9 protein-coding genes and 2 pseudogenes are annotated in these 12,012 nt (G+C 70.4%); 7 read left to right on the top strand and 4 right to left on the bottom strand.

Translation table 11 applies throughout. The features are described from left to right. Nucleotides 1-52: 52 nt before the first annotated feature. Nucleotides 53-565, bottom strand: a complete 513-nt coding sequence (locus ACESMR_RS04110) for a transposase (protein ID WP_373045300.1) — start codon at nucleotides 563-565, stop codon at nucleotides 53-55. 374 nt (nucleotides 566-939) lie between these two features. Beyond that, nucleotides 940-2,271: a sodium:solute symporter gene (locus ACESMR_RS04105; RefSeq protein WP_373045298.1), complete on the bottom strand. Its 1,332-nt coding sequence runs from the start codon at nucleotides 2,269-2,271 to the stop codon at nucleotides 940-942. Nucleotides 2,272-2,466: 195 nt separating this feature from the next. Between ACESMR_RS04105 and ACESMR_RS04100 the strand changes: the two genes are divergently transcribed. The 7 genes and pseudogenes from ACESMR_RS04100 to ACESMR_RS04070 all read left to right on the top strand — a co-directional run bounded on the left by ACESMR_RS04100 (nucleotide 2,467) and on the right by ACESMR_RS04070 (nucleotide 7,934). Then, nucleotides 2,467-3,216: an acyl-CoA dehydrogenase family protein gene (locus ACESMR_RS04100; RefSeq protein ID WP_373045296.1), complete on the top strand. Its 750-nt coding sequence runs from the start codon at nucleotides 2,467-2,469 to the stop codon at nucleotides 3,214-3,216. A gap of 69 nt (nucleotides 3,217-3,285) precedes the next feature. Then, nucleotides 3,286-3,486, top strand: a pseudogene (locus tag ACESMR_RS04095) (acyl-CoA dehydrogenase family protein); the annotation flags it as partial. Between the two features lie 28 nt (nucleotides 3,487-3,514). After that, nucleotides 3,515-3,721 (top strand): annotated as a pseudogene (locus tag ACESMR_RS04090) (hypothetical protein); the annotation flags it as partial. A 9-nt stretch (nucleotides 3,722-3,730) separates the two neighbouring features. Next, on the top strand, nucleotides 3,731-4,126 hold the full coding sequence (locus tag ACESMR_RS04085; protein WP_373045294.1) for a hypothetical protein: 396 nt from the start codon (nucleotides 3,731-3,733) through the stop codon (nucleotides 4,124-4,126). A 397-nt stretch (nucleotides 4,127-4,523) separates the two neighbouring features. Then, complete coding sequence (locus ACESMR_RS04080) at nucleotides 4,524-5,159, top strand: YsnF/AvaK domain-containing protein (protein ID WP_373045293.1); 636 nt, start codon at nucleotides 4,524-4,526, stop codon at nucleotides 5,157-5,159. 154 nt (nucleotides 5,160-5,313) lie between these two features. Further along, nucleotides 5,314-7,089 (top strand): protein-arginine deiminase family protein, encoded by a 1,776-nt coding sequence (locus tag ACESMR_RS04075; protein WP_373045291.1) that lies wholly within the window; start codon nucleotides 5,314-5,316, stop codon nucleotides 7,087-7,089. Then, nucleotides 7,086-7,934, top strand: a complete 849-nt coding sequence (locus tag ACESMR_RS04070) for a hypothetical protein (RefSeq protein ID WP_373045289.1) — start codon at nucleotides 7,086-7,088, stop codon at nucleotides 7,932-7,934. Before ACESMR_RS04075 ends, ACESMR_RS04070 begins: the two co-directional genes overlap by 4 nt. On the opposite strand, the gene ACESMR_RS04065 is transcribed toward ACESMR_RS04070, so the two are convergent. Beyond that, entirely contained in the window at nucleotides 7,935-8,546 is a 612-nt protein-coding gene (locus ACESMR_RS04065) for a hypothetical protein (RefSeq protein WP_373045287.1), read from the bottom strand. Nucleotides 8,547-8,662: 116 nt separating this feature from the next. Continuing rightward, entirely contained in the window at nucleotides 8,663-11,827 is a 3,165-nt protein-coding gene (locus ACESMR_RS04060; protein ID WP_373045285.1) for a DUF4215 domain-containing protein, read from the bottom strand. Between the last annotated feature and the right edge of the window lie 185 nt (nucleotides 11,828-12,012).

The following is a 12,012-nucleotide window of genomic DNA, read 5'->3' as shown; positions in this document are numbered from 1 at the left end:
CGCCTGCGCTCGCGTGCCGTAGTCCTTTTGCGGCGCGCGAGGCAGCTCCCGCTCAGAACGCCGGCTCGTAGGCGGGGGGTGCCGGGGTTCTGCCTCGCGTCCACCCGACACGAAGGAGCCAGGTGCGCGGTGCGTAGATCCCGAGCCGCTGCTGCCCCGGCCCCGCCGCGTAGGGATCGGCGGCGGGCAGGGTGATCCAGAGGCCCATCCGTTCGGCGTGTTGGCGCGCATTGCCCAGCACGTAGTTGATGGCGTGCCGTACCTCCCGCGGCGTGGCGAGCAGCCGCGACCAGAAGCGATCGGCGAAGACCCTGCCGCTGCGCTTCGCGAGGCGGTTGAGTGCCTTTGCCATGCGGATGGTGAGCGCCTGCATGCCGCGGGAGAGGGCGGTGCCGCTCTCCACCTCGACGATGAGGTGCAGGTGGTTGCCCTGCACCGAGTAGTGGGTGACGCGGAAGTCGTCGCGCGCAGCGGCGGTTTCCGCGAAGGCGCGCTCGACGACCGCGAAGACCTTCGGCCAGCGCAGGTTCGGCAGGCCGCGGCAGAGGCGAAGACCGACGTGCAACGGCTCCCGCCCACTCACATGGGCTCGGGCCAGGTGGGAAACACCGGCGCGATCACCCTTCGGCTTCCGCCCGGCATTCTTCCGTGCGCCGCCGCGCCCGCGCTGCTTCAGCGGCAGGTCCTGCTGCTTCGGCTTGCGTGCCCGTGCCATCTCCGCCCCCTCTTTTGAAACAGCATATATTCGCCTGCCTGTCTGTCGTAGTCTCCACAAGGGGTAATCAAACGGGTGCCGCCTGCCGTGAACAGGTGGAATGAGGACGTGGGGGAGCACGCCTAGGGCAAGGGCTGCGCGCCGGTTTGCATGATGCCCGGCCTGGCTGCCGCTGCCGTCCTACGGGCTCGGGTGGACCTCGCGGAGAGGCTCGCCCTGGGCGATCAGCCGGAGTAGGGCGCCGTTTCCGCTAGCGCCTCCGGTTCAGGGCGGAGCAGGGAGAGCGAGACGAGCAGCACCGCGGAGACGGGCATGGCGGTGAGCACCGGCTCGCCGAAGGGATCGAGGGCGGGGAAGAGGCCCAGGGCCACGGCGGAGAAGCCGCCGCCGATGGTGCTCCAGAAGGCCGCCTCGGCGGTGGCGCGCTTCCAGAGCAGGCCCGCCAGCGTGGGTACGAAGAGCCCCGAGACCATGAACGAGTAGGCGAGCAGGATCGCGTCGAGGACCATCGGCAGGAGCAGGGCCACCGCCACCGAGAGGGCGCCGATCACCAGGGTGAGGATGCGGCTCAGCCGCAGCACCTGCCTGGCGCTGGCGTTCGGACGGAGGTAGCGCTGGTAGAGGTCGTTGACGCAATTGCCCACCGAGGCGAGGAGGCAGCTGTCGGCGGTGCTCATGATCGCCGAGAAATAGGCCGCCATCACGATCCCGACGGCCCCCACCGGCAGCACTTCCTTGATCAGCATCGGCAGGCCGAGCTCCGGCTCCGCTGCTGGGAAGACCACCCGCGCCATCATCCCCAGCGCGGTGCCGGTGAAGGCCATCAGCGGGTATTCGAGCAGCCCCGCCAGGTAGAAGGCGCGCTTCGCGGTCTGCACGTCGCGGGTGGCGTAGATCCGCTGGTAGAGCGTCATGCCGACGAACCAGATCGGGATGATGGTGATCGCCCAGGTGAGGAGCTCCTTGCCCGTCACGTTGGTGAGGGTGAGGTGCTCGGGCGGCAGCGCGGCGGCGAGGCCGTCGAGGCCGCCGACGTGGAAATAGGCAGCGGGCAGCGCGACGAGGATCAGGCCGCCGAGGAGCACCGCCCACTGGATGGTGTCGGTGAAGACCACCGCCTGCATGCCGCCGAAGGCCGTGTAGAGCAGCACCACCGCCGCCATCACGAAGACCGCCGTGGTGACGTCCACCTCGAACGCCACGGCGCCGAGCTTTGCGCCGGCGAGGAGCTGGGCTCCGACGAATCCGGCGTAGCCGATGGCGGAGACGACGGCGGCGGCGAGCCGGGTCCTGCCGTCGAAACGATGCTCGAGGAAGTCGGGGAAGGTGAGCCAGCCGTACTTGTCGCCGAGGGCCTTCACCCGCGGGATGAGGATCACCGCGGCCATCCACGCGCCGACCAGGCCGGTGAAGAGCAGCCAGCTTCCCGAGAGGCCCATGGCGAAGCCGAGGCCGCCGAGGCCGATGGAGAAGCCGCCGCCGACGTCGGTGGCCACCACGGAGAAGCCGATGTGGCCGGCGCCCATCCGCCGATCGCCGACGAAATACTCGTCCACGCGCTCCTGTCGCCGCAGAAAGAAGAGTCCGACAGCGAGGGTCGCGAGCAGGTAGATGCCGATCAGGGCGAGGTCGATCGCGTGCAGGGGCGGGCCTCCTTCGGGGTGATTCGTTTGAGCCCATAGCATCCGATGGGTGGCGCCTCAAGGCGCCGTCCATCCGGCAAGTGACCGATAGCCTGCACCCGCAGCCAAATGCCCGAGAGAAAAAGGCAATCCAGCCTTGCTCGCCCGGGCAGCAGCGCCGAGCATCCCTCCCCGACTCGGGAGGTCGATCGGGATGAACCTGGAACGAGAGCTCGCGCGCCCACCATCGAGGAGCTGCGGATCACCGCTCGGGCGGTGGCAGAGGAAGTCGCCCTGCGCCACCGCGACGACGTGGACCGCGACGCACGCTGGCCCGCCGAGACCCTCCGCGCCCTCGCCGACGCCGGCCTGATGGGACTCACCGTCCCCAGCCGGCACGGCGGCCTCGGCGCCGGGATGGCCGGGCTGGTCGCGGTCTGCGAGGAGCTCGGCAAGCACTGCCCCTCCTCGGCGCTCACCTTGGGGATGCACTGCGTCGCGAGCGCGGTGATCGCGGCGAAGGCCACCGCCGACCAGGCCGCGCGCTACCTCGGCCCGATCGTGCAGGGGCGCCACGTCACCACGCTCGCCTTGAGCGAGGCGGGCAGCGGCAGCCATTTCTACCTCCCCGCCACCTCGCTCCAGCGCGAGGGCGACGGCTTCGTCGTCGACGGGCGCAAACATTTCGTCACCAACGCCTCGCACGCCGACTCCTACGTGGTCTCGGTTGCTGCGCAGGAGGAGGGGCCGGGATCGTTCAGCTACCTCGTGGTCGATCGGGACGCGCCCGGCGTCGCGGTGGGCGAGGGGTGGCGCGGCCTGGGCATGCGGGGCAACGACTCCCGCGCGGTCTCCCTCGACAACGTCCGTGTCCCGTAAGGCAACCTCCTCGGTGAGGAGGGCGATCAGGTCTGGTACGTCTTCGAGGTGGTCAGCCCCTTCTTCCTCATGGCGATGTCCGGGACCTATCTCGGCCTCGCCGGCGCGATCCTCGACACCGCCCTCGGCCACCTCCAGCGCCGGATCCAGCGCCACGCAGGGACCTCCCTCGCCGAGGTAGAGGTGCTGCAGCACCGCGTGGGCGAGCTCTGGACCGCGCTCCAGCGGAGCCGGGCCCTCGTGGCCCACGCGGCACGTTTGGGCGACGAGGGCCTTCCCGAAGCGCTCCCGGCCGGTATGCGCTGCGGAAGCCGACGTCGCCGACATGGTCGTGCACCTCGCCAACGAGGCGCTTACCCTGTGTGGTGGGATTGCCTACCAGGAGAACGGATTGCTCGCCCGCTTCCTCCGCGACGCACGGGCCGCCCACGTGATGGCCCCAACCACCGACCTCCCCAAAGTCTGGACGGGGCGCGCCGTTCTCGGCCTCCCGCTCCTCTCGTAGGTCCGACGCTTGGTTCTTCTGATCGACGACAGCCCGGCTCTTTCGCTGCCGCTCCCTGCAGGCCAGGAGTTCGAGCGCGCGACCGGGCTGTGGGCGGGGCTCGCGAAGCTCCGCGCGCGCGTCGAGGCGGGCGCGGCACCGGCGGTGGTGGCGCTCGGCGCCGGGCTGGAGCGCCCGCTCGAGGCGGCGCGGCAGGTGCGCCACGTCACCGCGGACGCCCACCTCGTGATCCTCTGTGCCCACGGCGGCGAGGCGCTGCGCCGTGCGCTGCGCTTCGAGCCGCAGGTGGGCAGCGAGTGGTCGGTGGTCGATCCGCAGGACCCGGAAGCGGTGGCAGCGCAGCTCGCCGATCTGGGGGAGGGCATTCTCCAGCGCCGCAAGCTCCGCAGCACCTCGACCGGATGAACGAGCGACTCGGCCGCCGCAACGCACCGACGCTGCAGGATCGCCTCGCCGCTACCGATCTCCTCGGCGAGGGGCCCTGGCTCGAGCGCGCCCGGTCGCAGCGTGGCGCTCGTTGTCCCGCAAGGCGGCGAGGGAGGTCTCCAGCTCCCGCCCCCTCCAGCTCTGCTCCAGCCAGAGAGCGCCACGTCGAGCTGGAGGAGCGCCCGCAGCACGCAAGCCGTTTGTTCTCAGCCGACCGCGAGAACGGGTAGGCCGCAGCCCCCGGCCCATGCGAGTCGGCGGCTCGTGCCGTGCCCGACGCACGCCCCGGCGCTTCCCCAGCGACGGCTTCCGTGTCCGACTCTTTGCTACCGGCGGAATCGTTCGCAACCTCTCATCACGACGAGAGGAGGCAGCGATGATTGGCGAAATCTACGAGGGAATGACGGTGCGGAGCTTCGACGGGACGAAGCTCGGCAAGATCGAGCGGATAGGCGACGGCACCTTCACCATCGAGAAGGGCCTGCTCTCCAAGGAGCGGCACGAAGCGAAGTTCACCGACGTGAAGGAGATCCGCGGCGACGAGGCGATCGTCGACCTGACCGGCGGCGCCTTCGCGGGCAAGGAGAGCCGCGGCGCGGCGATGGGCACCAGGGAGGGGGAGCTTCGCGTCCCGCTGGCCGAGGAGCGGCTCGAGGTCGGGAAGACCGAGCGCGAGGCGGGCCAGGTCCGCGTCACCAAGCACGTCGAGGTGGAAGAGAAGCAGATCAAGGTCCCCGTCCGCCACGAGGAGGTTCGGGTGGAGCGCGTGGCGACCGAGGGGCGGCCCGCCGCCGGCACGGCGTTCCAGGAGGAGAGCTACTCGATCCCCGTCCACGAGGAGGAGATCGAGGTTCGCAAGCGGCCGGTGGTCCGCGAGGAGGTTCGCGTCGCCGCCACCTCGGTGGAGGAGGAGCGCGAGATCAGCGAGCCGCTCCGTCACGAGCGCGCCGAGGTGGAGACCGAGGGGGAGATCCGCGGTTCACCCCGAGGCGAGCCGAAGGGGCGTTATTGAGCCCGGCACGGGGGCGGGGGGTGGAGCCCGCCGCCCCGTAGCCACGACGGGCCGGCGTTCGGACTTCGGAACCGGGCTGGCCTTGCGCCACCTGGTGGCGGAGACTGGGAGGACCGCGGTCGAAGGGGGCCGCTGCTCGACCCGAGGGCTCCGCATGGTTCGCAGAAAGCTTCCGGCCTTCGTTCTCGCAGCAGCTGCCCTCGCGGCCTGCGGTGAGGACGAAGGCGAAGACGAGGCGATCCTTCCCGCGCCGGTGATCGACCTGGTCGTCGACGCCAACCGCAACGGAAGGCTCGACCCCGGTGCCGCCGACGAGGAGGCAGGGGAGGAGGGCTTCAGCGCCACGGCTGGCGCCATCTTCCTCGCCAACCTCGACGACGACGATGGGAACGGCATCCCCGACGGTGCGGACGAAGCCGTAGCAGGCGACGCCGACGTGCGCGATCTCGCGCCGCTGCTGGTGGCGCCGTGGCCAGGTGCACCGGATGGGGCCTCCGCACGGCTCGAGGTCGAGAACTCCGACGAGGTCCGCCTCTTCCTCGTCGAGGGTGCGCGCGAGGCGGCGGCAAGCTACGTGGCCGTCCAGGATCCGCTCGCCGTCTCGATCTCCACCGACGCGCTCCGCGCTGGCGCCGCCTTCGCCCTGGAGGGGCGGCATTTCGCGAGCTCCGTCGCGGCGGGGGCATGGGACGGAACGGTCGGGATCACGCTCACGGTCTTCGACGCGGCAGGCGCTTCGCTTGGTAGCGACCGGGTCGAGCTGCGGGTGGCGCCGCTCCTCTTCCAGTTCAATACGGCGCCCACCGAGCGGATCTACTACTCCGACGGCGGCGACCTGAACGAGCGCTTCGCCGCTGGCGTGCAGACGATGGCCGACGCCGCCGGCGTGCCCTTCGAAGGTCTCGAGCTCCCCGGCTCCTTCTGGGAGTGGGATCCCTGGACCCAGGATTTCTTCGACGTGGGCTTCACCTCGATACCCGGGCCCGACGGCGTGCCGGTGGGTATGAAGGTGGCCGTCCGCTCGGCGCAGCCCGATCGCATCGCAGGCGAGATCGTCGACAGCCGCTTCGCCGGCCCGGATTGGGGCACGGTCTACGTCCACGCCGCGGACTGGGCGGCAGCAGCGGAGACCGACGGCTACAGCATGAACTCCTTCGGCAATTGGGAGGTGGTGCCGCCCTACGGCGACCATCCCCTCGGCCGCAACGTCTGGGGGGCTGGGGACTCGGCGCGCGAGCAGCCCGATCCCGCCTTCGTCGACTTCGTGCGGGCGCAGCGGGTCCAGCCGGAGATCGTCGTCGATACGAGCTGGCTCCTGGTGGGCCACGTCGACGAGGTCTTCAGCTGGGTGCAGGCGGATACGCCGCGGGGCTGGCGGCTCCTCGTGGCGGATCCCACCATGGCCCACGAGATGCTGGTCGGCCTGCAGCAGAGCGGCCAGGGCGACGCGGTGCTCTTCGAGGGGAAGAGGTGGATCGACTGGCAGCGCGAGGTCGAGGTGCCTGCGGACGTGACCGTCGACGAGATCCTCGCCGACGCGGACCTGATGGCGGCGAGCCAGGAGGCGCAGATCCGCACCGACGAGATGCTCGCAATCCTGGAGGAGGAGCTCGGACTCGCTCCCGAGGAGATCACGCCGATGCCCTTCGTCTACGAGGACTTCTTCGGCATCGGCCTGGTCGCCCACCAGCCCGGCACCGTCAACCTGCTCCACGTGGACGGGCACGTGGTCATCCCCGATCCCTTCGGGCCGGTGGTGGGCGGCGTCGATCTCTTCCGCGCCGATCTGGAGGCCCGCCTCGGCGCGCTCGGCCTCGAGGTCTTCTTCGCCGACAACTGGGACGTCTACCACCGCAACCTCGGCGAAGTGCATTGCGGTACCAACGTCGAACGGCGCATGGACCTGCGCTGGTGGGAGAGTGGCCGATGAGGCGCACCGTCGCAGCAGCGTTCGTCGCTGCTTCGCTGCTCGTTTCCCCCGGCGCCGGCGCGCAGGGCGAGGATCTCGCCGCGCGGATCGACAGGGCCCGGGTGGAGGATCCGGCAGCCTTCCGTTCCTTGCGCGCCCTCGTCGAGCGCGTGGGCGCCGCGCCCCTCCGTGCGGATCGGCTGCGCACCCTTGCAGGCGAGCTGCGCGTCCTGGGCGAAGGTGGCCTCTACCCGATGCTCGCGTTGCTCCAGCCCGGGGCGAAGGAGCTGGCGGCGGTGCGCGAGGCCCATCCGGCGCGGGCTGCGCGCCTCGAAGCGCTCCTGCTCGACGCGGTGGGGCGGCTTCGCGATCCCGCCGCCATACCGACGCTGCGGGCCGCGCTCGTACGTGACGAGGCCGAGGTGGCGCAGGCAGCTGCCCGGGGTCTCGGGCGGATGTGCCGCGACGAGGACGTCGCCTTCCTCGCAGCGAACGGGAGCGCTGCCGCCACCGAGGGGCTCGGCTTCTGCCGCACGGTTGCGGTGGGACGGCTGCTGCGGGAGCGGCTCCACGGCGACCGGCTCGCTGCGGTGCGCGCCGCCGGCCAGTGGGGCTCGTCGTGGGCCTGGCAGGCCCTCGGTCCCGAGGCGAGCGCCGCCTCCGCAGCGGTACGGAGCGAGATGGTGCGCGACTTCGTCGCCGGCTTCCCTGCCGCGGAGGGCGAGCTCGCCCGGGCGATCGTCCGCGCCATCCTCCTGCTCGATCGGCCGGAGACGCCGGCGTTGGTCGAGGCGCTTCGCGCCACGGCGCCCGAGGCTGCGACGCAGCTCCGGGCCCGCTGGGAACGGGCGCACCGCAAGCGCTGATCAGCGCAACCGCGGCAGGCGCGGGGGCCTCGCCCCGCGCCGCCTGGCGCCCTGCACCGGCAGGTAGTCGAGCTCCGCCCCTTCGCGCGCCGCACGGAGGAGCAGGCCGCCGCGGCTCAGGTCGCCGCGCCCCACGAACGCAGTGGGGAAGAGCAGCCGCTCGCCGAAGATGGCGAGGAGCAGGTCGACGTATTTGGCGGTGGCGATGCTGCCGAGGAGCACCACCTCGTCGCGCTCGCCGAGCGCCGCGGCGAGGGCGGCTGCATCGCGCTCGAGCGGGGCGCGGTAGCGCTCGTCGGCGAGATCCACCGGCACCCTGGCGAGGGCGAGGAGATCGTCCCTGCGGACGGGACGCTCGGGGCGGGCGAGGCCCCAAGAGGGCGCGATCACCAGCACGCCGGGGACGCCAGCCGGAGGCGCGGCGAAGGTCCGGGCGTAGCGCCATTTGCCGCGGAAGTAGAGGCCGCTGGTGAACTGGAAGGCCTCGCCGAGCTGCACGCCTTCGTCGCCGCGCAGCCGCTCCGCCAGCGGAAAGGCCGCCTGCTCCCGCAGCAGAAGCTGCGCCCGCACGCCACCGGAATGCGCCGGCGAGAGGAGGAAGATCCGGGCCATCGGCGAAAGGTGGAGGCTGCCGTCCCACCATGCCAGCCGCCCCGGGCAGGAACGAGCAGGGGCGCCACCCTGGCCGGCATGGCGCCCCTGCCTATCGATTCAGCCTGCGAGCTGCGTTACGGCGAACGCAGCTCGACGAAATACGGATCGATCGTCGACGAGGTATCTGCGTCGTCGTAGTACTGCACCCGGAAGAAGTAGGTGCCGGTTGCGGGAGCCGTCCACGTGACGAGCGAGCAGGTGCCCGTTCCTCCATCGTCGTCGCTCGCCAGCTCCGTGATCCCATCGGTGTCGTAGAGGCGGATCCGCGTGTCGTTCGCGTTGCCGGAGTCGGTGGTGCAGAAGAGAGGCGCACCCGCCCACGTCTCGACGCTGTAGGTGGTGCCGCTGGTCGCCGAGAACGAGTAGTAGTCCTTGTCCCCGGCAGCGATGTTGCCGCGCTCGACGCGTCCCACGCTCGTCGAGATGGCGGTGGTGGAAGCATCGTTGGGTTCCGCGTCCACCGCATCCGGCGAATAGATGCTCACCGTGTAGGAGGAGATCGTGGCGCCCGAGCTATAGGTGCTCGCCACCACGACGATCGACTGCCCGGCCGGCACCGTGTAGGTGAAGTGGCTGCCGCCCGAGTCGTAGTCATCGTCACCGGCGAGGCAATTGGTCGTGGGGTTCGACGGGTCGAACGGTGCGTTGAAGACGTGGAGGAAGCCGTTGTTCCCGTTCCAGTTCGCGGTGAAGTAGACCAGCCGATCTGCGCCGGTGTTGTTCGTCATCTCGAAGGTGTCGTAGTGCATGCCAGCGGTGGTGTTGGCGCCGCACGAAGCGTCCGGGCGGGTCCAGGTCGGATCGCTGCCCGTGAGCGAGCCGGCCAGATTGAGCGCGCTTGCCGCATTCGGGACGGCGAGCACCTCGATCTGGCAAGTGGCGTCGCAGCCGTCACCCGCGGCGGTGTTGCCATCGTCGCAGGTTTCGAAGCCGGTCCTGATGAAACCGTCGCCGCAGACTGCCACCGTGCAGGAGGTGGTGCAGGCATCTCCGTTGTCGGTGTTGCCATCGTCGCACGCTTCCATCGTCGGCCCGCCGGCGCACGTGATTGTATCGAGCATTTCCGATGCGCCGCAGTTGTCGGAGTCGTAGGTGCTCGAGCTGGCCATGCAGACGTAGTTGCTGCATTCCCAGTTGTAAGCGTGCGGCATCGGGTCGTCGCTTTCACCGGAGCCATTGCCCCAGGCGACGGCCAGCGCGTACTGGTAGCCGAGTGCCTGGCAGATGCCGTGCTCCGGGGCACTGCCGTTGCCGCTGACGTCCGCCGTGCACGGGCCGGAGCATGTACCGCCGTCGTCGCAAACGCGGCCGGAGTTCCCGCCCGGATTGGTGACGACGGGAGAGGTCAGAACCACTGCACCCGGCGACATGTCGACCGTGCCGTTGCCACAGCGTGCTGCAAGGCAGCCGTTGCTGCATGCGTCGTCGTTGACCTGGTTGCCGTCGTCGCACTCCTCGTCGCCCTCGACGATCGTGTCGCCGCAGACCGTCTGCCTGCAGCCCGTCGAGCCGCACACCCAGCCTGCCTCGACGGCACACTCGAAGCAGCCGTCGCCCGAGGAAGCATTGCCGTCGTCGCACGCCTCGGCGCCCTCGACGACCGTGTCGCCGCAAGCGGAGACGGTGGAAGCCGTCAGCGTGAACGAAGGGAGGGTCGTGAGAGGATCGTAGGTAGTCGCGATGACGGCGACACTTCCCCCTGCGGGAATCGCGATCCCGTTGACCCGGCTATCTGCGGTGCTGTTCCAGTCGTCGTTCGAGCCGAGGCAGGTCGCGAGGGGATCGGCGGGTGCGAACGGGACGGAGGAGATCTGCAGGAAGCCATCGATCGAGCCCCAATCACCCTGAACGTCTACGACCGCGGGATGGGTGCCGAGGTTCTGCAGCTCCACCAGCGCGTAATAGTAGGAACTGGTGTCCGGCGTCCCGCAATCGGAGGTGACGCGGCCGTGGGTGGGACTGGAGCTGTCGGTGCTTCCGGTCCTGGTGGAGGACTGGCCGGGGGCCGCAACCGCGAAGATCTCCTCGGCGCAGCCGCTGTCGCAGCCGTCCCCAGCGACGAGGTTGCCGTCGTCGCAGGTCTCGCCAGCTTCGATCGTGCCGTTGCCGCAGACCGGGCAGGGCGCGACCTGGTCGCAGTCGCTGTCGTCGCAGTCGAAGGCGCCGTCGCCGTCCTCGTCGCCGGCGACGCCGCAGAGCTCGACGTTGGTGCAGGCGCTGGTGTCGGCGGTGCAGGTGGTGGCGCTGCAGGCGAGGGTGCCGCTGTTGAAGCCGTAGTTGCTGCAGTCCTCGCCGGCAGGCGCGGAGCCCTCGCAGGTCTCGTCGCGCTGCAGGATCCCGTCGCCGCACGAGGGGCACTCGAAGGCGCCAACGCACTCGGTGTCGTCGCAGTCGGCGAAGCCGTCCTGGTCCTCGTCGCCGACCGTGCTGCAATCCTCGAAGGGGAGGCAGGCGGCGGTGTCGAGCTGGCAGAGATCGTCGCAGCCGATGGTGCCGCCGGAGAAGGAGAGGTCCGTGCACGCGGCGCCACCGAGATCGGCGCCGTCGCAGACCTCCTCGGCCTGGTTGATCACGCCGTCGCCGCAGCTCGGGCAGTTGACCACGTCGCCTTCGCAATCGCTGTCGTCGCAGTCGGCGAGCAGGTCGCCGTCGTTGTCGATGCCGTCGTCGCAGAATTCGACGGTGGCGCAGGCGGAGGTGTCGAAGGTGCAGGTGGCCGAGCAGCCGAGGTCGCCGCTGTTGTGACCGAAGTCGGCGCAGCTCTGGCCGGATAGATCGGCGCCGTCGCACTCCTCTTCGAACTCGCGGACGCCGTCGCCGCACTCGGCCTCGAAGCCGCACGCAGCGGAGCAGCCGTCCCCGTCGACGGTGTTGCCGTCGTCGCAATTCTCGCCGGTGTCGACGACGCTGTCGCCGCACGAGGCTTCCGTGCAATCGGTACGGCAGGCGTCGGCAGCGTTGTCGCTGTTCAGCTCGCCGTCGTCGCAGGCCTCGTCGCCCTCGACCACGCCGTCGCCGCAGACCGCCGCGCTGCCGCCGCTGCCCCCGGTAGCACCCGTGCCGCCGGTGCCTCCAGTGCCACCGGTACCACCGGTGCCGCCGCTACCGCCCGTGCCGCCGGTACCGCCGCTGCCGCCGGAACCGCCGGTGGCGTCCGGGTTCGGGTTGGTGTCCCCTCCGCCACAGGCGGCGAGCACGCTACAAACGAATACGACCAGACCGAGATGCCTGATGCCCAAGCTACCCCTCCCACTGCTCGTACTGCTGGTGAAGGGAGCAGTATGACACGAGGTGTATTCTGCCTGGCAAGCACAGTGTGGCAGTGCGCGACACATTCTGTGTAGCCGCGAGGAATCTCTGCCGAGGAGGGGTAGCGCCCCGCGGCCGCTGCACCCCTCGCAGCGTGCACGCCCAGGCGCTGCCG

This window comes from Vulgatibacter sp. (assembly GCF_041687135.1).
GTDB lineage: Bacteria > Myxococcota > Myxococcia > Myxococcales > Vulgatibacteraceae > JAWLCN01.
This window is presented reverse-complemented; position numbering and strand designations above follow the sequence as displayed.